18 protein-coding genes are annotated in these 21,754 nt (G+C 44.1%); 11 read left to right on the forward strand and 7 right to left on the reverse strand.

The window, feature by feature from the left end; translation table 11 throughout:
* The first annotated feature begins 52 nt into the window (after nucleotides 1–52).
* The 6 genes from gmk (at nucleotide 53) to FOR85_RS03010 (ending at nucleotide 8,163) form a co-directional block, all read left to right on the forward strand.
* The gene (gene gmk, locus FOR85_RS02985) at nucleotides 53–679 is read left to right on the forward strand and encodes a guanylate kinase (protein ID WP_144296645.1); all 627 of its coding nucleotides are present in this window, start codon (nucleotides 53–55) and stop codon (nucleotides 677–679) included.
* Nucleotides 680–881: 202 nt separating this feature from the next.
* Nucleotides 882–1,142: a DNA-directed RNA polymerase subunit omega gene (gene rpoZ / locus FOR85_RS02990; protein ID WP_068403827.1), complete on the forward strand. Its 261-nt coding sequence runs from the start codon at nucleotides 882–884 to the stop codon at nucleotides 1,140–1,142.
* Between the two features lie 449 nt (nucleotides 1,143–1,591).
* On the forward strand, nucleotides 1,592–3,781 hold the full coding sequence (locus tag FOR85_RS02995; RefSeq protein ID WP_144296646.1) for a bifunctional (p)ppGpp synthetase/guanosine-3',5'-bis(diphosphate) 3'-pyrophosphohydrolase: 2,190 nt from the start codon (nucleotides 1,592–1,594) through the stop codon (nucleotides 3,779–3,781).
* A gap of 119 nt (nucleotides 3,782–3,900) precedes the next feature.
* On the forward strand, nucleotides 3,901–4,281 hold the full coding sequence (locus FOR85_RS03000) for a RidA family protein (RefSeq protein ID WP_144296647.1): 381 nt from the start codon (nucleotides 3,901–3,903) through the stop codon (nucleotides 4,279–4,281).
* Nucleotides 4,282–4,421: 140 nt separating this feature from the next.
* Nucleotides 4,422–6,728 (forward strand): primosomal protein N', encoded by a 2,307-nt coding sequence (locus FOR85_RS03005; RefSeq protein WP_190295485.1) that lies wholly within the window; start codon nucleotides 4,422–4,424, stop codon nucleotides 6,726–6,728.
* 235 nt (nucleotides 6,729–6,963) lie between these two features.
* The gene (locus FOR85_RS03010; protein WP_144296649.1) at nucleotides 6,964–8,163 is read left to right on the forward strand and encodes a cation diffusion facilitator family transporter; all 1,200 of its coding nucleotides are present in this window, start codon (nucleotides 6,964–6,966) and stop codon (nucleotides 8,161–8,163) included.
* A gap of 164 nt (nucleotides 8,164–8,327) precedes the next feature.
* Here the strand turns inward: FOR85_RS03010 and FOR85_RS03015 are convergent, their stop codons facing one another.
* Entirely contained in the window at nucleotides 8,328–8,642 is a 315-nt protein-coding gene (locus FOR85_RS03015; protein WP_144296650.1) for a hypothetical protein, read from the reverse strand.
* 179 nt (nucleotides 8,643–8,821) lie between these two features.
* On the opposite strand from FOR85_RS03015, the gene FOR85_RS03020 reads away from it, so the two are divergent.
* A complete protein-coding gene (locus tag FOR85_RS03020) occupies nucleotides 8,822–9,526 on the forward strand; it encodes a hypothetical protein (RefSeq protein WP_144296651.1) in 705 nt (234 codons plus the stop codon).
* Nucleotides 9,527–9,601: 75 nt separating this feature from the next.
* Nucleotides 9,602–11,488, forward strand: a complete 1,887-nt coding sequence (locus tag FOR85_RS03025; protein WP_144296652.1) for a monovalent cation:proton antiporter-2 (CPA2) family protein — start codon at nucleotides 9,602–9,604, stop codon at nucleotides 11,486–11,488.
* Nucleotides 11,489–11,512: 24 nt separating this feature from the next.
* On the opposite strand, the gene FOR85_RS03030 is transcribed toward FOR85_RS03025, so the two are convergent.
* The gene (locus FOR85_RS03030) at nucleotides 11,513–12,442 is read right to left on the reverse strand and encodes a DUF2628 domain-containing protein (RefSeq protein ID WP_144296653.1); all 930 of its coding nucleotides are present in this window, start codon (nucleotides 12,440–12,442) and stop codon (nucleotides 11,513–11,515) included.
* Between the two features lie 389 nt (nucleotides 12,443–12,831).
* Between FOR85_RS03030 and trmB the strand changes: the two genes are divergently transcribed.
* From trmB to FOR85_RS03045, 3 genes are all read left to right on the forward strand, one after another.
* A complete protein-coding gene (gene trmB / locus FOR85_RS03035) occupies nucleotides 12,832–13,647 on the forward strand; it encodes a tRNA (guanosine(46)-N7)-methyltransferase TrmB (protein WP_144296742.1) in 816 nt (271 codons plus the stop codon).
* Between the two features lie 1,091 nt (nucleotides 13,648–14,738).
* Nucleotides 14,739–15,797 (forward strand): recombinase RecA, encoded by a 1,059-nt coding sequence (gene recA, locus FOR85_RS03040; protein ID WP_144296654.1) that lies wholly within the window; start codon nucleotides 14,739–14,741, stop codon nucleotides 15,795–15,797.
* 40 nt (nucleotides 15,798–15,837) lie between these two features.
* The gene (locus FOR85_RS03045) at nucleotides 15,838–16,908 is read left to right on the forward strand and encodes a regulatory protein RecX (RefSeq protein WP_144296655.1); all 1,071 of its coding nucleotides are present in this window, start codon (nucleotides 15,838–15,840) and stop codon (nucleotides 16,906–16,908) included.
* A 49-nt stretch (nucleotides 16,909–16,957) separates the two neighbouring features.
* On the opposite strand, the gene FOR85_RS03050 is transcribed toward FOR85_RS03045, so the two are convergent.
* The 5 genes from FOR85_RS03050 to folP all read right to left on the reverse strand — a co-directional run bounded on the left by FOR85_RS03050 (nucleotide 16,958) and on the right by folP (nucleotide 21,651).
* Entirely contained in the window at nucleotides 16,958–18,415 is a 1,458-nt protein-coding gene (locus FOR85_RS03050) for an anion permease (protein WP_144296656.1), read from the reverse strand.
* A gap of 325 nt (nucleotides 18,416–18,740) precedes the next feature.
* On the reverse strand, nucleotides 18,741–19,454 hold the full coding sequence (locus FOR85_RS03055; protein WP_144296657.1) for a YidB family protein: 714 nt from the start codon (nucleotides 19,452–19,454) through the stop codon (nucleotides 18,741–18,743).
* Between the two features lie 294 nt (nucleotides 19,455–19,748).
* Nucleotides 19,749–20,207, reverse strand: coding sequence for a hypothetical protein (locus FOR85_RS03060; RefSeq protein WP_144296658.1), 459 nt, complete (start codon nucleotides 20,205–20,207; stop codon nucleotides 19,749–19,751).
* Nucleotides 20,208–20,289: 82 nt separating this feature from the next.
* Nucleotides 20,290–20,583, reverse strand: a complete 294-nt coding sequence (locus tag FOR85_RS03065) for a succinate dehydrogenase assembly factor 2 (RefSeq protein WP_068403808.1) — start codon at nucleotides 20,581–20,583, stop codon at nucleotides 20,290–20,292.
* A 171-nt stretch (nucleotides 20,584–20,754) separates the two neighbouring features.
* The gene (gene folP / locus FOR85_RS03070) at nucleotides 20,755–21,651 is read right to left on the reverse strand and encodes a dihydropteroate synthase (RefSeq protein WP_144296659.1); all 897 of its coding nucleotides are present in this window, start codon (nucleotides 21,649–21,651) and stop codon (nucleotides 20,755–20,757) included.
* Nucleotides 21,652–21,754 lie beyond the last annotated feature (103 nt).

Below are 21,754 nucleotides of genomic sequence, written 5' to 3' on the forward strand. Positions count from 1 at the left end.
ATATTTTGTTAATACATCCTTCATTAGAATGCACTCCATTAGGAAAAACCGTATGACAGGTTCATTATTTATTATTACCGCCGCCTCAGGCACGGGCAAAACCTCACTGGTCAAACAGCTACTGGCCACCACCAACGACTTGACCGTTAGCGTGTCGCACACCACGCGCGCGCCGCGTCCCGGTGAGATTGATGGTCAGCATTACCATTTTACCGACGTTGATAAATTTGTCACGGCTATCGGCGAAGGCAAGTTTTTAGAGCATGCCGAAGTGTTTGGCAATTATTATGGCACCTCAGAGCAAAGCGTACGCGCGCAGCTAGAGGCAGGTGTTGACGTGATCCTTGAGATTGATTGGCAAGGGGCGCTACAAGTCAAAAAAATATTTACCGATGCGACGATGATTTTTATCTTGCCGCCAAGTTTAGCGACCTTACGTCAGCGCTTATCGACGCGTGCGCAGGACAGCATGGAAGTCATCGAGCAGCGCTTGGCGGGCGCGGTCACGGAGATGGCGCAATATGTACATTTTGATTTTGTGGTGATTAATGACAATTTTGAAGTGGCGTTAACCGAGCTAAAAGCCATTATCGTCGCCGATAGACAAACCCTTAAACGCCAGCAGCAGCGCTATCATCGCACTATTGCCAATTTGCTAAATAGCCAAGTCGACGAATAAGCAAAGAAAACCTAGGAGAAAGAAGGTTTAAAAGTGAAAAATCTCGATTTTCGTATAACTAACAGTAGATATAAAAAGCAACTACGCGCCTAAGCAAAAAATGCTATAATGTCCAGCTATCCCCCTTTTATATTTTTGATATTATTTTTATTGAGTAACGGACAAGCGCCGTGACTGATAAAAACAACCGAGGTAGCTATTTATGGCACGAGTGACGATTGAAGATTGTTTGGATAATGTTGATAATCGCTTTGAGCTGATTTTGGTCGCTAGTAAGCGCGCCCGTCAATTGGCCAAGGGTATCGCTGAGCCGATGGTTGACGTCGATAATGACAAGCCTACGGTATTGGCATTACGTGAAATTGCTGCCGGCAAAATCACCCGTGATATTTTAAATCAGCCAGAGCATAACTTTGCGACAAGCTCATTAGATTTGGCTTTGTCGGGCGATCATAGCTTTTAATACAGAGCTGTTTTTAGTAAAGCCTAACTTTTAGCAATAAGCACAACCACTTTATTCCGTGCTGACATTACTAAAAGATAAGAACCACAGCATCGGCTGTGGTTTTTTGGTTATGAAACGACTGATAACACCAAACGCTTGCCAATTTTTGCGACCATTTATAGCGAAAATCATACCACTCAGGTAGAATTTTTTATTTTCTGCCTGACTTACGCGCATAAGAGTTGACATTGAGAACGATTTACGATTAATTAGAGGGTGGTCTGCCCTCTTTTCGCTTTGTGCGTTTTAAGTTAGTATGCTTTGACCTAATAGCTTACTCTTTTGCATAACCGCCGCTTATTCATCCAGCTATCATTTACCCAACAGTCCTGAACCCATTAAAAGTCCGTAGCCGACGAACCGTCCTGAACTGATAAATAGGTATTGGAAAATAGGATTACCACCTTATGACTCAAACCTTGCCCAAACTCAGTCATCCTTTAGTTGATGATGCTCAATACAACCTGCTGCGCTCAGTAGGTTATCTCACTGCGGCTGAACGTAGTGATATTATTGATGCCTGTGAGTTCGGTGATATAGCGCATATCAAAGATAAGCGTAAATCAGGGGAGCCTTATATCACGCATCCGATTGCCGTCGCCGAAATATTGGCAGGCTTTAGCTTGGATCGCGATACCATTATTGCGGCCATCCTTCATGATACGGTAGAAGATACCGAGGTTACCGCTGAGGATATTGAGCAGCGTTACGGTAAAATAGTATCCAGACTGGTCGATGGCGTGACCAAATTAAAATCATCAACCCATAACAAGCAAGAAAACAAAGCCGCCACCTTTCATAAAATCTTGACCGCCACCCTTGCCGATCCGCGCGTCTTGATTATTAAACTGGCCGACCGCTTGCACAATATGTCGACGCTCGATGCGGTACGTCCCGAAAAACAGCGCACCACAGCGCAAGAAACCTTGGATTTTTATGTACCCTTTGCGCGCTTGATGGGGCTCAATGACATTGCCGATTATATCGAAGTGCTTTGTTATCGTAATCTTGATTCTGATATGTATAACAAGCTGTCTGATAAGCTGCTGCAACATGGACTTGGGCGTAATTTTCAAAGAGAAGCCATTCATCGCTACTTGAGCATTGTGCTAAATAACCTTAATCTTAATGGCATGGTCAAAGTTTTAGACAATCGCGTGGTTATCTTCCGCCAATTTTTCCGTAATCGCGGTGAAATTAATGCGCTATTACGCCATTATGCGTTTGAGATAGTGCTTGATAACATCGAAGCTTGTGACAAGCTTGCTTATTATCTCATTAAAAAATACCAGATTGATGACAGTCATATCGCTGATAATATTCGTCGTCCGCTGCCCGGTGGCAATCAGTCGCTCACCCTGATTTATGAACGCGACAATGACTTTGTTAAAGTCACCATCTTAACCAAGCAAATGCAAAACGCGGCAAGGCTTGGTGTTATTGGTGCTGAACACGCCTCTGATGTCAGCCAGTCAGTTATTCAAGCATCACTACGTAATATGAAAGACTTGGTTGACGAAGACACGTTAGATGCCGACAGTCCTGATTTTTCCGCAGCCGTTTCTACTATTAATGAGCTGATGGATTATCTACACTCGAGTAAAATCATCTGCTACAGTCCGCAAGGCCGCGCTTATGAGCTGCCCCAAGGCGCCACAGCGCTAGACTTTGCTTACGCCGTCGGTCCTATGGTTGGCAATGTCGCGGTCGGTGCCAATGTCGATAACAAACATGCAAAACTCGGGACGGTGCTGAAAAACGGGCAGTTGGTCGAGATTGAAGTCAGCAGTCATTCTGAGCCAAAAGCGGAATGGCTCGGCTTTGTGGTGACCAATAAAGCCCGCGTGGAGATTTTACGTTGGTTTAAAGACTTATCGCCCGCCGATAAACAACATCATGGCAGACAAGCTTTAGACCGTGCCCTAAAAACCTATCAGAAAAGCCTCGATGATTTAACCGAAAGTGATTGGAAAAACTTAACTGAATGGCGCGGTCTGACAGAAAAAAATGCGCTGTTTGAGCAAATTAGCTCGGGTACGTTGCTGCCGCAACTGGTGGTGACCCGTTTGTTTAGCGATGAAGTCAGTGATATGCAGTCGCAAGAAAGCGTTGATGATATGACCCAACCGCAACAATTGATTGTCAACGCGTCAGGTGTTGAGCTTGATTTTGCCAATTGTTGTCATCCGATTTATGGTGACCCTATCGTTGGCCATTTATCACGTCATGGTCTGGTTGTACATCGCCATAAGTGCTTTTCGTTAGACGATATCCGTAAAGACAACCCTTATCAAGTTATCCAACTGCGCTGGCGTAATGATAAAGCCATTAAACAAGGCGACTCATCCGGGGAACATAACAGCAAAATTCGCTTCCCTGCTTATCTCAAACTCTCAATCGCCCTAAGCGACGAGCAAATCAGTGAAGTGATTTATCATCTGCGCCAGTTAAATATCGGGGTCGAAAAGGTCGACGTGCGTAGCAGCGACACTATTATTCATATCGTCGTGCGTAGCCGTAACCATTTGGCACAAGGCATTCGCGAGTTGCGGTCGCTACTTGGCTTCCCCAATATTATTAGGCTTTATCAATTATAAAAGCCGTTAAAATACATGTTAAAATCTATCCCTTTTAAAACCATTCAATGTTGAACATTTATTATCGCCTGAAATTTTTGGCCAACTTTTTAACCAAAAAAACATCATAAGGAAATCATATGACCCGTCAAACCATTCAAACCGATAAAGCCCCAGCCGCCGTTGGTACCTATTCACAAGCGGTAAAAGTAGGCAATACTGTTTATATCTCCGGTCAACTGGGCTTTGATCCTGATACCATGGAGCTAAAAGAAGGCTTTGAAGCGCAAGCCAAGCAAGTATTTGCAAACATCAAAGCTATTTGTGAAGCAGCCGGTGGCAGCTTAAATGATGTGGTCAAATTCAATGTTTCTTTGACCGATTTAAATGACTTTGCCGCGCTAAACGAAGTATTTGTCGCTAACTTAAGCGAGCCATATCCTGCCCGCGCTGCCGTACAAGTGGCGGCGCTACCTAAAGGCGGCGTGGTTGAAATCGAATCTATCATGTATATTGAATAAGACGATTATTGAGCGTTACTGGTTTATAGTAAATAATAATAAGCTTAGCTTCATGCTAAGCTTATTTGTCTGTGCCTTTTTATATTGCTGTTGATATTTTTACTCTCTATTCATTCGATAAAAGACTGCGAAGCCCAGCTATGTTGCTACAAGTTGCCCTACCCGTGCCCCTTTATCGGGTATTTGACTATCGCTTGCCGGCAAACACGCCGACATTAGCAAATGGCGCTGCCATGGCCCCCATGGCGCTACCACCGATTGGTAGCCGTGTTGAGGTGCCTTTTGGTCGTCAAACCTTAATCGGTATTGTCATTGCTCATATTGAGGAAGCGGCTAGCGACGTTCCCATCAACAAGCTCAAACCTATTAATAAATGCTTAGATGCTGAGCCCATTTTAGACAACAATATGCTAAAGCTGGCCCATTGGTTGGCGCGTTATTACCACTATCCGCTTGGTGACGTGTTAGCGGTGATGTTGCCAACTCTCGTACGCCAAGGTAAGCCGTTAGATTTATTGACTACCCATTGGCGGATTTTACCGCACGTCACTGATACTGACTTTCATAGCAATGCCAAAAAACAAAAGCAGCAGTTTGAGATGCTTAAGTTACACGGCGAGCACGGCGCTAGTGAAGACGTATTATTATTAGAAGGTATGCAGCGACCTTTCTTAAAAGCGCTAGAAGAAAAAGGGCTTATCGAGCGCTATATCGAAGCGAAATCTGCGCCTGCGCCCGTTACTTTAGCAAAAATGCCGCTTGATCTAAATGAAGAGCAACAGCTTGCAGTCGATGGCATTATTGCTGCGCATGAAAATAAGCAATATACGGGGTTTTTATTAAATGGCATTACCGGTAGTGGTAAGACTGAAGTCTACTTGCAGGCGATGCAAGCGGTATTAGAAGCTGGCAAGCAAGTATTGATACTGGTACCAGAAATTGGACTGACGCCGCAGACGCGCGCGCGCTTTGCCAGTCGCTTTGCCGCTCATATAGTCTTATTACATTCGGGTATGAACAATACCCACCGCTTGCAAGGTTGGCAAGACTGCCGCACTGGTCATGCGCAAATCATTATTGGCACGCGCTCAGCGGTGCTGTATCCGTTTGCGAATTTGGGCTTAATTGTCGTCGATGAAGCGCATGATGGTTCTTATAAACAGCAAGATACGTTGCGCTATCATGCTGCTGACGTCGCGCTGTATCGCGGCCTGCAAGCCAATATTCCCGTCGTACTTGGTACTGCGACTCCTTCGCTTGAGCATCTAAAACTGGTCGATGATGGCAAGCTTATCGAATACCAACTGCAAACTCGCCCTGGTAACGCCAAACCTGCAACCATGCAGCTGATTGATGCACGTCAGCAAAGCACCCATCAACAGACGACAGACGAAGGCGCACGTTATGATACCGGACTAACCGATGCGCTTATCGGCGCGATACGGCAAACGCTAGAAGCGGGCGACCAAGTATTGATATTTTTAAATCGCCGCGGCTATGCGCCCGTTTTGCTATGCGAAGCGTGCGGTTGGCAAGCCGATTGCCCGCGCTGTGATGCGCATTTGACCGTGCATTATAATAGCCAATCGCAATCCAATTCCTATTCAAACAGCCCTTATTTAAAATGCCATCACTGTGATTGGCAAGCCTATATCCCAACGGTTTGCCCTGATTGTGGCAGTCAAAATTTGGACGCCAAAGGTATCGGAACGACGAGGCTAAGCGAAAATTTGCATGCAATTTTTGCCAATCCACAAACCAGCAAAGAGTTGTACCCCATTATCCAAATCGATCGCGATACTACTAGAGGTAAAGATAGCTGGGAGAATATTTATCAGCGTATCAATGAAGGCAAACCTGCCATCTTAGTCGGCACGCAAATGGTCGCCAAAGGTCATCATTTTCCCAACGTCACGCTTGTCTGCTTGCCTAATGCCGATCGCGGTTTTTTGTCCGCCGATTTTCGCTCGCCGGAGCATACCGCCCAGCTCATGATTCAAGTGGCAGGCCGTGCTGGTCGCGGGGACAAATCGGGGCGCGTGCTTATTCAAACGCTGCAACCCGATAATGCGCTGTTATTAAAATTGGTAAAAGACGGTTACTTATCATTCGCACGTGAGCTATTGCAAGAGCGTAAAATGATGGGCTTGCCGCCGCATAGTTATGCTGCCCTAATACGCTGTGAGGGCAAAACCCTTGCCGCCACGACGCAAGCGCTTAAAGATGCGATTGCTATTTTGCCAAATGGGCATAATCTTGCCGTCCTCGGTCCTATCGATGCGCCGATGAGTAAAAAAAACAGTCGCTACCACGTGCAGTTACTGCTATTAGGCAAAGACCGACAGCAATTACATAGGGTACTCAATCACTGGTGGCAACCTGTACTTGCTTTGCCAAGCGCCAAATATCTAAAACTGACCTTAGATATCGACCCTGTCGGCTGGTAAACGTTCAATCTTAAAACACACCTCGCCAGTTTTAATTATCTCTCTATATATTGCTGTCAATAAAGAACGCTAGCCAAAATTCGCCTTATATCGTTTACTGCCTAGATACAGCAAGCCTTTAGTAAATGTGCTAAATTCTCTATAACTGTCTGGTTATGAACAGCAAGTCCAACTTTATAAGCAATCAAAGCTTTATAAACCCTCTATTTCACCTTTTATTATCCCGAGTATTGTTATGAATCAAGAGCGCCCGAAATCTAAACAACATGACCATTTTTATCAGAATGCGGCGATTGATACCCATAAACATGCTCAAAATCATGCAGATAATAGTAATATTCAAGACAGGTATACCAAGGATAATCAACACCATCATGACCACGATGAGCATCTAGAAGAGACGGTTGCACCGCGCGACACCAAGGGTTATCAGCGCACTTTGCTGTTTAGCTTTATCATCATTACAGGCTATATGTTTGTCGAAGCCATTGGCGGCTGGCTCACGGGTAGTTTAGCGCTGCTGTCTGATGCTGGTCATATGCTCAGTGACGCGGTAGCGCTTGGCGCGACGTTAATGGCCTTTAAAATTGGTGAAAAAGCCGCCACCCATCAAAAAACCTTTGGCTATAAACGCTTTGAGATTTTGGTGGCGACGGTCAATGGTGCAACGCTGGTTATTATTGCCATCATGATTTTTTATGAGGCGATTAAACGCTTTAACTCGCCGCCTGAAATTGCGACCCAAGGGATGCTTATCGTTGCGACCATTGGTATGCTGGTCAATATTGTGGTCGCTTGGCTGATGCATCGCGGCAGTCGCGGCACTGATACGCATGGGCATGCACATAGTCATAGCCATGGCGACAATCATGTACAGCAAGATGGACAAGCTGAAGCACCAGTTAATTTAAATATGCAAAGTGCTTATTTGCACGTATTAAGTGACTTAATGGGTTCGGTTGCCGCTATCGTTGCCGCGCTTTTGATGATGAGCTTTGGCTGGGTTTGGGCAGATGCGGCAGCGTCAGTCATTGTCGCCATATTGATTTTATTTAGTGGTTATCGCGTGGTACGTGATTCGGTACATATCTTGATGGAGGGCACGCCAGAAGGAATCTCACTGGTAGAGGTCGAAGATAAACTACTTACCCATCCACAAGTCCAAAAAGTCCATGACCTACATGTTTGGAGTATCACCAGCGGTCTCAACGCCCTATCGTGTCACGTGGTCGTCGATGGTGAAATGAGTATTTATGAATCGAGTATCTTGATTGCCAGTTTAGAGCAGAGCCTTCTTGAGCTTGATATTCACCATGCGACCATTCAGGTTGAAAGCTTAGCGCATCCGCAAACCAAAACCCATAGCGACGCCTTAGTCTGCGATATCTCCCAGCAGGCGACTGATAGCAATAGTCATATTGGTCACAACCATTAGGCATGATTTTAGGTAAGATTTCTAAGACACTAAACTTTAAACATTAGCTATTAATAAGCCAGATACGACATATCAAAAACAATGCCCTTCTTATAACAATCAATTAAAACTAACCATCCATTAAAACCAACTATCCATTAAAACGTCGTCTATTTATGTTTCATTTATAAGCGACGTTTTGTCAAATAGTACTTTATTAAGTAATGGCAATAACGCAGCACAAAACAAACGAACCAAACTGCTGTTATGAGCCAAATACTCAGCCCCAGTCCCAACAGCGTCATGCGAATCCAAAAATCTAGCGCGCCGTCCATAAACTGTGGCAGATAAACCGGTCCCATATTTGACGCCAGTAGCAACCAAAATCCAAATACTAGCGCCAATCCTGCACCGGTAATTTTTAAAATCACCCTACTAAAACTTCTTAAGAAGCTCCGCCGATTATGATGATTTAGGAAATATTTAGAGCCATTATCCATAAAAACAGCGCCTAAGAAAAAGGTTTAATTTTAAACAAGCTTATATCAGGCGACTTTTTTCATTGTAATAGGATGTTAAAAATCATGGGAAATTTGGCCGCGTCGCCATATTTTTTATCTAAATTCTGTATACTTAAAGCTGAAACGCCTAATTTGCCACTACTGGATTATTTTCTGCCATGTCGAGACGCTCAGCTCCTTTCGTCGCTCCAAGCTACATTGATGACCCTATCTCAAGCGAGGGTAAAAAGCATGCCAAAGCATTTCTATCGACGCTGCAAGAAGATATTGCCAGCTTTCGAGATGAGCAGTTTCCACCTGATATTTTGCGGCAAATTCGTGATATGCCGATTTATGAAGGCAATTTAGCCGAAGTCCAAGCTTATCAGCAGCGTTGGCACAGTCTGCTTGAGCGTGCGATGGCTTTTTATCCGGCGGCCAATCTACCGCCCGATTACCTGCCGTTACCTGCCAGCCTTGAGATACCGCAATTTATCTACCATGTACAAAGGTTACATCTGACCAAGACCCGCGCCAAAGAATCCAAAAGTTTTGGCTCGGTCGGTGCGCTGACCGATAAATGTGGCGATTATAGTGCCGATGAAATCGCCCGTATGAGTGCCGTATTTGACAATGATGATGAGGCACGTTTGGTGGCGCATCGTGAATTTATTGATTTGCGCGCATATGTATTTTGCCGTGATGCCAAGGGCGAGATGCTAGAGCCTGAGCGCGTACGCTTTTATCGCACGGGGCTTATCGTTCATGCCCTGCCTGATTTTAAAATCGTCGACAGTCGTCAGACCCCGCGGAAACGCCGTAACGATGCTTATAGCAATCCGCTGGCAGACAATGGCGTATGGAAGATTTATCGTAAAAAATAAACGATGTTCAAAAATTTTGATTACTGATCTACACTGTTTTACTGCTTATTTTATCATTACCGCTAAGGATTCCAGATGCTCGCTGCCGCCGCCGGCTCACCAAACTTGATGTTACAAGCTACAATTTTCTTGGGGGCAGCGCTGCTGTTTGTACCACTTGGCAAGCGTTTCGGTATTGCGACTGTGTTAGGGTATTTGATTACTGGTCTGATATTGGGCCCCAGTGGTTTAGATGTTGCAGGCGACGCCGAGAGCTTATTGCACTTTTCCGAGTTCGGCGTGGTCATGCTGTTGTTTATCATTGGTCTTGAGTTGCAGCCTTCACGATTATGGGCGCTACGGCGTTCGATATTTGTCCTCGGGGGCTTACAAGTCGGTCTGACAGGCACGCTATTGATGTGGCTGTTACACCAGTTTTTTACCTTGCCGCTCGATACCGCTTTTATCGTCGGGTTTGGTCTGGCGCTGTCATCGACTGCTTTTGTGCTGCAAATATTAACAGAGAAACAGCAGCTTTCTAGTATCCATGGCCGTGAAGCCTTTACCATTTTATTATTCCAAGATATTGCCGTTATCCCTTTATTAGCCGTCATTCCGTTTTTATCAGGGGTGCGCGAGCAAAGCTACGATTTGATTTATTTTGGCAAGGTCTTTGCCGTTTTTGCCGGACTTATCTTTGCTAGCCGTTATATTATCCGCCCTTTCTTTAAATTTGTGGCATCTAGCGGCGCCTCAGAACTTTTAACCGCTGTCGCTTTATTTATCGTCATGGGCGTGTCTATTTTAATGGGGCAAATTGGCCTATCGATGGCATTGGGTGCGTTCTTGACTGGCGTATTGCTGGCGGATTCTGAATATCGTCACGAGCTAGAAGCCAGTATCGAGCCATTTAAAGGCTTGCTGTTAGGGCTGTTTTTTATGTCGGTCGGCATGCTCACCGATGTCAAACTCATCTTAGCAAAGCCTATCTTTATCATCGGCTGCGCTATGGCGTTGATGGTGATTAAATTTGCGGTGATTACCGCCATTGCAAAAGTATCGGGCAATCGCTGGCCGACCAGTATTCGTTTGGGAGTTACCCTCGCTCAAGGTGGTGAGTTTGCCTTTGTATTATTCAGTGTGGCAAGCGCGCAAAATGTCCTACGCCCCGAACTTGGCAACACCCTAAACCTTATCGTCACCATCTCCATGGCGCTCACGCCACTGGCATTTTTACTCTTAGAAAAAATCGGTGAACCGCTCTTTGCCAAAAGAAAACCCAGCCGCGAGTACGATACCATTCCCGACGATGAGCATCAGGTGATTATTGCTGGTTTTGGTCGTGTCGGTCAGATTATCGGTCGCGTGCTGCGCATGCACAACATCGAATTTACAGCGATTGAGCGCTCGGCAAATCGCGTTGATTTTGTGCGTAAATTTGGTAACCAGGTCTATTATGGCGATCCAAAAAATCCCGAGATACTTCGCGCCGCCGGTATCAAAAAAGCACGCGTCTTTATTCTCGCTATCGACGATGTTGAGCGCTCTATCACCACCGCTCAATATTTGCGTAAAAACTATCCTGATATGATCGTCTTAGCACGCGCCCGTGACCGCCAGCATTATTACCGTTTGCGTGAAGTCGGCGTCCGACATATTTGGCGTGAGACCTATTTATCGTCTTTAGATATGTCGCGTGAATCATTACAACTACTTGGTATCTCAGCAGAAAAAGCGCGCGAGACCGTCCAAACTTTCCGTGATTATGATGATGATTTGATCGAGCGCCAGCAAGCGATCTATGACGACGAAGCCAGTATGATTGAATCGGCACAATCAGCCATAGCGGAGCTTGAGAGCTTATTTGATGAAGATATCGATAAAGCCCGTAAAATGGATTTAACGGACTTTTATGACGCGCTAAAAAGCCAATCCATACCCGCTGATGAAAAAGACAATCTGACCGCTGACTATAAAAACTAACGGCTATTATATTTTTATCATTTATTAATCCTCGCTACAGCCTTTAGGCGCCTGCCTTTTATTTAGCGAGGTTGTACAGCGCCAATTATCGCTATCGCGCAGATGATAAAAAACCAGCGTCTGCTCATTTAAATAACGTAATGGAAATTTGACGTTTTGAATGGTAGCGATAACTGCACAATCGGTGTTTGTCACGCCAGCAGCTTTAGTATCAACTGCGATATTGACTTGCTTTGTGCCCATATCTAAAGGCAGCTTAAGCGGACACTGTCCTGTTTGCCGATAGCTAAGCGCCACACGATTTTGTGCTGTTTTAGCGGTATCATAGGTATCAAATAACACTTCATTTTCTTTAGGCTTAGCGACAATGGGTAAAAACTGTACCTTTATTACCATTAACGCAAAAGCAAAAAATCCAAAGCCTAAGCCCAAGCCAAATAGACTGACCCCGCCTTCCTTTTTTAAATGCGCTTTTTGCGCCGCTTCATCGCGCGGATAATCATTGATAGCATCCGCAATCTCGCGCCGTGCCATGCGGTAATAATAAGCATCCGTCCAACGTGCCACCATAAACGACCAAAACAGCCAAATCAGCGCCGCGATAGCGACCCGTATGCTCATCTGATACGCATCGGCAATAAAAGGCATCGCCACAAACTCAAACGCTACCAATATCAGCGCCACATTCAGTTGAATAAATGACCAACCTGCGACGCTATATACAATCGCATCCATATAGCGCTTGCGATACAGCAGCCAAGGAAAGGTGACAAAGAACGCCGCCCAGTGCCATTTAGGCGACAGGTAGCCTTGCTCATCAAACTCCTTAAAGCGTTTAAGATAATACGACTGGCTACGCTGACTGATAAACCATTTATCCAGTTGTTCGCGTTTAGCAGCGCTCAGCTGTTCTTGATAAAACGGTGGCGGCGAATCCGTCTCGATAAATAACATGGTGATAGGCCTTACTGATTATTAAGCATAAATGTTAACGCGCGGATTTATATATCGTTTTTTTATCTAACGTTTCTTATTAAGTGATTATTTTTAAACCCTTCTTTTTAAAACATGTTGGCTATATGATAACGCCAAAAGCCCTGCGTAGAAAACCTATATATATGAAACCTATATATACAAACAGCCTATGAAGTTATAAGCGTTATGGCGGGTGCGCTAAAACTGTATTGTGCGTTCACAGTGGTGACGATTTCACTTATAATGAGGCAACTTTATCTACTTAATTAAGCTTTGTTAATCCTATGAGTCAACATCCTAAGCACAATGACATCAATAGTAGTGGTAACGATACGACTGATGCGCAAAACCCTAATCCCGCTGATACCATGAACACCGAAATGCAAACCGCTTTTAATATTAATACTGATAGCGTTAATACTGATAACGTGGATGTGGATACTGATGCCAGCAGTCAGACTGAAGAGTCAACTGACAAGCACATTCGTATCGTTAATACCTTTATGAAGCGCCGTACGCACATGAATAAGAATGCCGAGCTGGCATTGACTGCGCCAGAGTTTGCGCATTACTTAGTCAATAACAGTTTCGGTGATGGCAATCTTGAGGGCATTAACGATTTACGCGCGTTATTTGCAGATAGCCCGAATGGCAGTGATGCGCCGCTGACTTTAGAGATTGGTTTTGGCCTAGGCAATTCGTTTATCGAGATGGCCGCCGCAGAGCCGACGCGCAATTTTGTTGGTGTTGAAGTCCATGAGCCAGGTATCGGTAAATGCGCCTATATGGCAGGGACGCAAGGGTTAACCAACGTTAAAATCATCAACGGTGATGCCATCCAATTGCTCAAGCAGCTACCAGAAAACCATATCGACCGCATTCAGCTTTACTTCCCTGATCCGTGGCAAAAAAAGCGCCACTACAAACGCCGCTTTGTCAGCCCTGAGCGTATGGCGATTGTTACGCGCAGCTTAAAACAAGGCGGCTGGTTCCATACGGCGACCGACTGGGAACATTATGCCTTTTGGATGGTTGAGGTTTTAGATGCTTTTGCTGGACTGACCAATCAAGCAGGCGCTGGTAATTTCACCGACCGTCCTGACTTTCGTCCAATGACTAAGTTTGAGCGCCGCGGTTTAGAGCGCGGACACGGCGTTTGGGATTTGATCTATATCAAGGATTAGGCCTGGTAGCGTAACCCTAGCATTCCTGCACGATAGCGGCTAAGATACTAATAACGTACTTAGCCGTTTTTTATGCCAATTCATTTTTCCGCTTTTAGCTGAATTTTGCTACTTTTAGCATAGCCCTTGACATATAAGGCTTTACATGTCGTTTTTAAGATGTTGAGCCATTCAAGGCTGTTATTGAACGCCCTGTAGGCGCAGGCATTATGTGAAACATAGGCGTAACAGAACAATTTTTTTATTAAATTTAAAGTTGCAAAAATAGAAATCATCAATATTTCGCCTGTTCCTCAGATTTTATGTCTGCGCAAACATCGGTAACACAAGGGTTTGCTGAGTTCTCCCCATAAGCTGTGGATAACCCTGTGTATAAGTCGCTACTTGACAAGCATTTCCTTAGATAGCTTAAAGGGTTAGGTAAAATCGTTCATTTTTTGTACAATTTTAAAATCCTTATAAATCAATTACTTAAGACCTATTTAAAAGATAAATAATATATTTTTAATTTTTTTCAAATTAATTTAAAGCCTATCAATGTTTCACAACCTACAAATAAAAATACTTTTTTTATTGTGGACAACTCATAAAACTATTGACAAATCATCCGTTTATCACGTCCAAAACTATATGCAAAGCATGACTATTTCATAATAAAAGCAGGACAATAATAGGCGACATTAACTGTCGTTTAGCCGCTTACTACGCTAAATATTGGGCTTGGTATTTGTTATAATAGTCTTATCTAAACAATAGCGATATAACACAGGATAGCGCGACCAGTATCGCAAAGATAAACCTACAGCCATCGTTATAGCAAATGAGCATTCGCATCTATGAACTTTTTTTTGCTTTTATCATGATTCGTTTTTACTGTATAGTAAGGTGATATAGCCGATATCACTGTCTTAAACCCACTATAACCCTCTACCTCAAACTTGCCAAATGTGTCGTTTACTGATGATGAAAGTCGTGAGTGATTTCACTAAGCAAGTCGTTATTTAACAAACGCTTTAAACCTATCGTTTTAAAAGCCACGTTTTACATAACTAAACCATTTTATATTTATTATTTTTCACAAGGAGTCCTACATGGACGAAAATAAAGCCAAAGCCCTCAAAGCGGCATTAGGTCAAATTGAAAAGCAATTTGGTAAAAACACTATTATGCATCTTGGTGACGAGTCAGCCACGCTTGACGCCGATGTGGTTTCTACCGGCTCATTGGGTTTAGATATCGCGCTTGGTATCGGTGGTTTGCCAAAAGGTCGTATCATTGAGATTTACGGTCCTGAAAGCTCTGGTAAAACTACCATGACCTTGCAAGCGATTGCCGAATGCCAAAAACAAGGCGGCGTTTGTGCCTTTATCGATGCTGAGCATGCCCTTGACCCAGTTTACGCCCGTAAACTTGGGGTAAATACGGACGATTTACTCGTGTCACAGCCAGACAATGGTGAGCAAGCACTTGAGATTACCGATATGTTGGTGCGCTCAGGGGCAGTTGATATGATTGTCATCGACTCAGTCGCGGCGCTGACCCCGCGAGCAGAAATCGAAGGAGAAATGGGCGACTCGCACATGGGCTTGCAGGCACGTTTGATGAGCCAAGCACTGCGTAAAATCACTGGTAATGCCAAACGCTCGAACTGTATGGTGGTCTTTATTAACCAAATCCGTATGAAAATCGGCGTTATGTTTGGTAGTCCTGAAACCACAACCGGTGGTAATGCACTAAAATTCTATGCGTCCGTACGTATGGATATCCGCCGTATCGGGGCGGTGAAAAATGGCGATGATATTATCGGTAACCAAACCCGTGTCAAAGTCATCAAAAACAAAATGGCGCCGCCATTCCGCCAAGCTGAATTTGAAATCACTTATGGTGAAGGTACCAACCATCTAGCAGAAGTGATTGATTTGGGCGTTGAGATTGGCGCAGTTGGCAAAGCAGGCTCTTGGTACAGCTATGGCGATGAAAAAATTGGCCAAGGTAAAGCCAATTCGGTACTGTTTTTAAAAGAAAACCCTGCAATTGCTGAAGAGATCGAAGCGAAAATTCGGGCTGAAAAACTCGGAGTAGTCGACCCTAATAAAGCTCCAGACGAGGAAGAGCCTGAACAAGACTTTGCTTCTGAGCCTGTGCAATAATAGATTTTTTGTAGAATATGATTGTCTATCATGATTGATTATGAAAATTAAAACCTTAGCTGAAATACTCGCTGAGTCGGAAGCCGATTCAGCGAGTGCTACTCCTGCCAAATCCAAAAAGTCTACCAACTCCTCTGAGTCTTTCAAACACACTCAGAGCTCCTATCCAGACAAGCCTAGAAAAACGGCTAAACGTACGACTTATACAAAAAAAGAAGCAACACCTTTACAGGACGATGCTATAACGGATATAGACTCGCTTGCCTCTTCTTCCTCTTATAATAAAAAATCTTATAAAAACAAAAAGCGCAAAAAAAACTTTCATCCAGCGGCAAATTTCATTCCTGAGCCTAATAACGTACCTTCCTATCAGCCACCAGAAGCGCAAAGCATTAAACAGCTACTTGCCGAGGTTAAGCATGATGTTCATGATAGCGAAGATAATGAGCATACAGATAGCAATATTGCTAACGGTCATAGTGAATTAAACCATCAAGCTAATAATCAAACAGACAACCTACCTGCAGCGCTTAAAGCCTATTTGCGTACGCCTGAGCAACGGCAAGCGGATATCGACGCCATTAAAGCCGAAAGCCGTTTGCGCTGGTTGGCATTCTATTATTTGTCACGCCGTGAATACGGCAAAGCCGAGCTGAAACAAAAGCTGCTAGACAAAGAGCAAGACCCCGATAAAATCGATGCTCTACTTGATGAGTTTGCAGAAAAAGGCTATCAAAGCGATTATCGTACCACGCTGATGCTGATACGAGAAAATATCCGTAAAGGACGCGGACGCGCTCGTATTAAGCAAGAGTTCTATCATAAAAAGATAGCCATGCCCGGCAATATTGATGAGCTGATCGACATGGCCAATGCCGAATCTGAAGAATTTAGTGAATTTATCGATGAGGATACCGATAACTTGGTCGAAGGCGTCGATTGGCTAAAACTTGCGGTCACCGCCCGTACCAAAAAATATGGCGATGACATCCCCACTGAGCAAAAAGACAAGGCTCGCCAGCTACGATTTTTGCAATATCGTGGCTTCAATACCGATATCTGCTTTGAGGCGTTAAATTATACGTTAGATACCTTAGATGAGCGCTTTTAACCAATTTGAGCAAACTCATCGATGACTCATAATATTGTCAGTCTATTTATCAATAATAACCAAGCAGTTTCCACCAAATCAAACCAGCGCCTATCCATACCACAAGATTGACCACACTCATGATGGCGCCGATAATCCACCACTCTCCTAGGGTCACATAGCCCGAGTTAAAAATAACCGGCGCCGTACCTGTTGCATAATGGGTCAACGTCATCATGATATTGCCTGCTGCTGCTAAAATAAGCGCATATAACATTGGCGGCGCGCCTAGGCTTAACCCTACGGCATAAAAAGCAGCAAACAAGGCGGTAATATGGGCGGTGGTACTGGCAAAAAAGTAATGAATATACAAATAAACCAATGTTAAAATCACCACAGCGCCGATCCAGCCGACGCCTATTACGCCAATCATTGATTCGATGTTGCTTGAGAACCAGCTAACCAAGCCTAATTTATTGAGGTAAGACGCCATCATAATCAGGGCCCCAAACCATACGATGGTATCCCATGCTGATTTTTCTTTAAGCACGTCATCCCAAGTTAATACGCCTGTCAGTATAAGCGCCGTCAAACCGATAAAAGCAGTGGTTGTCGCATCGACACTTAATTGTTCACCAAAGATTAGTGCTGGAATATTGGCCCACAATATCAGCATTAAAGCGAAGACACCCAACATGATTTTTTCCTGCGTGCTCACCTGCCCCATCTCGCTTAGATTGTCTTTAGCAAACTGTTTGGCATCGGGGGTGACTTTGACATCGGGCGGATAAATAAGATAAATAACCAACGGCATCAATAATAAACACAGCATCCCCGGTATAAACATGGCCACTGCCCACGTCGTCCATGACAGCTGAATCTCACTCCCTGTGGCTTTATTTACCAAATCTACTACCAATGGGTTTGGCGCGGTGGCGGTAATAAACATACCGGATGTAATCGGGTTGGCGTGATAATTCACCATCGCTAGATAACGGCCAATTTTATTTTGCGTGCCCTCTTCTGGCGTTGAATGAAAGCTTTGCGCAATTGACCGCATAATGGGGTGAATAATCCCGCCACCACGAGCGGTATTAGAAGGGGTAATCGGCGCTATCATCAGCTCCGCTGCGCTCAACGAGTAAGCAACGCCAATGGTCTTTTTTCCAAATATCGAGATGAAGTAATAAGCAATACGCCGCCCCAAACCCGTTTTTATAAGTCCTCGCGATATCATCACCGCAATACCGATGAGCCAAATCAGTGGACTTGAATAGCTCGATAAGGCATCAGCGATGGCGTCTTTTGGACTGTCATTAGTCACCCCAGTCAGCGCCACCAACATAACGGCGATAATGGCAATCGCCCCGATGGGCAAGACTTTACCGATAATGGCAACAATGGTGGCGATGAATAAGGCCAGCATATGCCACGCTTCTGGTGTTACTCCATTTGGTACAGGAATCACAAACCAGATAATCAAACCAACTAAGATGGCAATTGCTGCTTGGATAGGCTTAAATGGCATGAGTAATATCCTTGTAAAATACTTATACCTTTATATCGCATGACTTTATATAAAGCTTTTTAAAGAAACTGGGTAATAACATGCAAAGCTATGAAGTAGCCTTAAATAAATTATACCGTTATCATAAATTTTTTGAATCTTCTTAGCGACTTTAGTCACGGTTCTTAACATATCTATTTTTTTAGCACTCGACTCACATAGAAAACTCTGCGCCCTTATCGCGTTAGAATGTAAGTATTTTTGCTAAGCTAAAACAAAAAAAGAGCGCATGTATATGCACTCTTTTCTTAATGACGGAAAGGAAGATTTATAAAGGACAATTATTTTACTTTAATGTGCCTAATCGATTTGATAACTGATTGATAATTTGGTCAATCTCTTCATTGGCTTCAGGTTCATTTTCCAAATTGCCATTTGGCGTTAATTGGTTCATAACCTCAGGCAGTAGCTCAGCTAGACCTTGGCGGACTTCCATCTCATTTGCGCCGGTATGCGCCGCTACCTGCTGAATCTCACTTTCATCAAATAAACGGGTAATCTCATTAGGATCAAGATTATCATTGACCTCTTGGTTACTCATCCAAGAACGCGCTTGATTCTCGTAACCCATGCCAGTGATTTTTGATAAAGCGCCACTCAAACCACCATTGCGTTTGATCCAACTGAGTACCATCGGCATGAGGAAAGCAACTAGCATGCCTTTACCGCCAAAGCCACCTCTTGTCGTCTGACCGCCAAGTACACCGCCTAGAATATCGCCAAGTCCACCCGCGCCTGCACTCATACCGCCGCGCTGGTTTGCGCCCGTAAGCCCGCCGATGATGTCATCTAAACCAAAACCATTATCACTGCGGCGCTCATACTGCTGTGGATTGTAGCCACTTGGCTGGGTGCCACCACCTAATACACTGCCCAATATATCGCCTAAACCACCGGTGCGGCGTGGATTAATACGTTGGTTGACCGGATTGCGTTGTCTGTCCTCTGGATCCATGGCACTGCGCGCCACTTGACTGACTAAATTTCCTAATAAGCTCATGATATCGTCCTTTTATTATAAAAATGTATCGTCAAATATCTGATTTAATTTACTCATTTAAATAAATTCTCGCCACATACTAGAGCAAATCCTTAAATAATAAGACAAATAAGAGTTTGACGATTATCTCCACTATAGCAAAACCGTTACCTAGCTTAGATAGACGTTTTGTTATGGCATGTAGCGGCATGTTAGTGATTGAAAGGAAGAAATGAGAGGTAGGAAAAGATATATAAAGAAATGCAGCATATAGATGATGCTACTTGTATTATTTTCTTAACGCGTGGTCTTTATTTACGTCGTTTTAGCAGAAACGCTATTGGCTAAAATAGACAATTTGCGCCATTGCTCGGCGCTGACTTGATCCCGAAATATCGCGACTGCTAAAGGGCGCTGATAAGGCTCTTTGACAATAAATTTAAAGCATATTACCCAAGAATAGCTGCTGATTGCGATCAACTCAGCTTGCCACAAGTTATCGCCGCGACTGCTCCGCATCAGAAGTTGCCAATGTTGATAGATGCTCTTATTTAAGGGCGGCTGGCTTAGATGCAGTAAAATCGGTCGCGATAGCGCTAAATAGCTTAGGGCAGCGGCACTTACAATCAATATGAGTACATACTGCCACAACGCCAATGACGCAAGCGCTGCCAATATCAGCAGCGCACTGGCCAAAAGCAGATAAAACATCAAACGTATACGGCTCGCAGGCTGGATTGGCGCGTCGATACGTAAGGAGCTTAGCAATGTCATCGTTAGCATCCAAGCAGGATTTTATGTATTCAAAGCCTCTATCTAAAAGGCTGGTATTTTGAAAAAACCTCAATGGTTACGTTTAACTTTTACTATGACGCCATGTTTTAATTTTATTAACCAAATCCCATATCGCTGCATTTTCTGGACGGCTTTGGTTGGTAAAATAATCCAATAAATCTGGGTCTTCATGGGTCAGCATTTCTGCGAAAGTCGCCTGTTCACTCGGGTCAGCGGTTAAATATAACTCTTTAATATAAGGATCAATATAAAAGTCCAATTCTTTTAAGCCACGGCGTGCTTGATAAATAATGCGGCGTTGCTCAAGAGTGGGTTCTGGTTGCTTGTTTGGCTCTGGTTGATTGCTAATCGTCATAAAAATATTCCCATAGGTTTAAATGGCATTTAACTAAATAGACGTTAAATAAATAGTAAGATTAATAAATAACAGGAGTCAGCCGTGCTTATAAAGGCATCGTTTATAAAGATAACGTTTATAAAAGGCAATCTAGCAACAGCCAGCCTATAAAAAGCTATTAATAACCTATTAGCTTTGATTATACGCCGATAATTGCTGCCATAGCGTCACCGCTTGCTGCATCATAGCGACATTATGGGTGCGGATAATACTGGCGCCTTGCTGTAGTGCAAAAATTCCCGCCGCCGTTCCTACCGCGTCACGCTCTAACGCTTGAGTATTGGCAAGCGCTTCTACTCCACTTCTGCTCAACACTTCGGCTAAAAAACGCTTGCGTGAAATGCCAAACATCATCGGTAATCCAAGGACTTGTAAGCGCTCAAGCTGACTTAATAACGCGCAGTGATGCTCATAGTTTTTTGCAAAGCCAAAACCTGGATCGATAATGATTTTTTCACGCTTGACGCCCGCGTTTGTCACTTCAACGATACGCGCTGTTAGCTCGGTACTGACTTCTTTAATCACATCATCATACTGAGCAAGATTATTCATCGTCGTCGGTTCACCGCGCATATGCATCACCATGACAGGAACATCAAGCTTAGCTGCCATCTCTGCTGCGCCTTCACGCTTCAGCGCGCGGACATCATTCCAAATATCAGCGCCTGCTTCAAACGCTGCCTGCATAACGATAGGATTACTGGTGTCTATAGACAACCAAACTCCATCACCAAGTTGCTGCCGGATTGCTTTGACGACCGGTATAACTCGCTGCAATTCTTCATTAGTTGCGACAATAGCAGCATTGGGCCGCGTAGACTCACCGCCGATATCGATAATGGTTGCGCCCGCGCCTATCATGTCTTTAGCGTGAATGATGGCGCTATCAATCGCAGTAAACCGTCCGCCATCAGAAAAGGAATCAGGTGTGACGTTTAAGATCCCCATAACATGCGGCTGTGATAAATCTAAAGTTTTATCGCGGCTCGTTACTTTATAGCTAGGTAAAGGCTGGAATAATGACATCACTTATCCATTATAAATTGTATTTTAAAGAATTGTGTTAGCGGGATTTACACTGTTTAAGATTATAAACGTCCATGATAGCAGCAAATCTTATTCTGTCCTA

This window comes from Psychrobacter sp. YGAH215 (assembly GCF_007280595.1).
Classification (GTDB): domain Bacteria; phylum Pseudomonadota; class Gammaproteobacteria; order Pseudomonadales; family Moraxellaceae; genus Psychrobacter; species Psychrobacter faecalis.

Excerpts from the sequence above, each read along its gene's own strand:
- gmk (WP_144296645.1), top strand. The coding sequence starts at position 53 with ATGACAGGTTCATTATTTATTATTACCGCCGCCTCAGGCACGGGCAAA.
- rpoZ (WP_068403827.1), top strand. The coding sequence starts at position 882 with ATGGCACGAGTGACGATTGAAGATTGTTTGGATAATGTTGATAATCGC.
- FOR85_RS02995 (WP_144296646.1), top strand. The coding sequence starts at position 1,592 with ATGACTCAAACCTTGCCCAAACTCAGTCATCCTTTAGTTGATGATGCT.
- FOR85_RS03000 (WP_144296647.1), top strand. The coding sequence starts at position 3,901 with ATGACCCGTCAAACCATTCAAACCGATAAAGCCCCAGCCGCCGTTGGT.
- FOR85_RS03005 (WP_190295485.1), top strand. The coding sequence starts at position 4,422 with ATGTTGCTACAAGTTGCCCTACCCGTGCCCCTTTATCGGGTATTTGAC.
- FOR85_RS03010 (WP_144296649.1), top strand. The coding sequence starts at position 6,964 with ATGAATCAAGAGCGCCCGAAATCTAAACAACATGACCATTTTTATCAG.
- FOR85_RS03015 (WP_144296650.1), bottom strand. The coding sequence starts at position 8,642 with ATGGATAATGGCTCTAAATATTTCCTAAATCATCATAATCGGCGGAGC.
- FOR85_RS03020 (WP_144296651.1), top strand. The coding sequence starts at position 8,822 with ATGTCGAGACGCTCAGCTCCTTTCGTCGCTCCAAGCTACATTGATGAC.
- FOR85_RS03025 (WP_144296652.1), top strand. The coding sequence starts at position 9,602 with ATGCTCGCTGCCGCCGCCGGCTCACCAAACTTGATGTTACAAGCTACA.
- FOR85_RS03030 (WP_144296653.1), bottom strand. The coding sequence starts at position 12,442 with ATGTTATTTATCGAGACGGATTCGCCGCCACCGTTTTATCAAGAACAG.
- trmB (WP_144296742.1), top strand. The coding sequence starts at position 12,832 with ATGAACACCGAAATGCAAACCGCTTTTAATATTAATACTGATAGCGTT.
- recA (WP_144296654.1), top strand. The coding sequence starts at position 14,739 with ATGGACGAAAATAAAGCCAAAGCCCTCAAAGCGGCATTAGGTCAAATT.
- FOR85_RS03045 (WP_144296655.1), top strand. The coding sequence starts at position 15,838 with ATGAAAATTAAAACCTTAGCTGAAATACTCGCTGAGTCGGAAGCCGAT.
- FOR85_RS03050 (WP_144296656.1), bottom strand. The coding sequence starts at position 18,415 with ATGCCATTTAAGCCTATCCAAGCAGCAATTGCCATCTTAGTTGGTTTG.
- FOR85_RS03055 (WP_144296657.1), bottom strand. The coding sequence starts at position 19,454 with ATGAGCTTATTAGGAAATTTAGTCAGTCAAGTGGCGCGCAGTGCCATG.
- FOR85_RS03060 (WP_144296658.1), bottom strand. The coding sequence starts at position 20,207 with ATGACATTGCTAAGCTCCTTACGTATCGACGCGCCAATCCAGCCTGCG.
- FOR85_RS03065 (WP_068403808.1), bottom strand. The coding sequence starts at position 20,583 with ATGACGATTAGCAATCAACCAGAGCCAAACAAGCAACCAGAACCCACT.
- folP (WP_144296659.1), bottom strand. The coding sequence starts at position 21,651 with ATGTCATTATTCCAGCCTTTACCTAGCTATAAAGTAACGAGCCGCGAT.